Genomic DNA, 252 nt, shown 5'->3' with positions numbered 1-252 from the left:
TGAGATTCAGTATACTTTTACAGTAGAGAATACGGGTAATGTTGATATAACTAATATTGTTCTTACCGATCCATTAATAGGTATTGTTGTAACAGGTGGTCCAATAGATTTAGCAATTGGTGAAATAGATATGACAACGTTTACTGCAACGTATGTGTTAACTGCAGAAGATGTTTTGTTAGGAGAAGTTATAAATCAAGCTACCGTTACAGGTCAAGATCCAAATGGAGATGATGTGATAGATCTATCTGA

Annotated in this window: 1 protein-coding gene; it reads left to right on the top strand. The window is 34.1% G+C overall.

What is annotated here, in order from left to right; all coding sequences use genetic code 11:
* Positions 1-252: hypothetical protein (locus Q0921_RS24990; RefSeq protein ID WP_299261898.1), on the top strand; the 252-nt coding region annotated here is incomplete at both ends.

Source organism: uncultured Aquimarina sp. (assembly GCF_947496855.1).
Lineage (GTDB): Bacteria > Bacteroidota > Bacteroidia > Flavobacteriales > Flavobacteriaceae > Aquimarina.
This window is presented reverse-complemented; position numbering and strand designations above follow the sequence as displayed.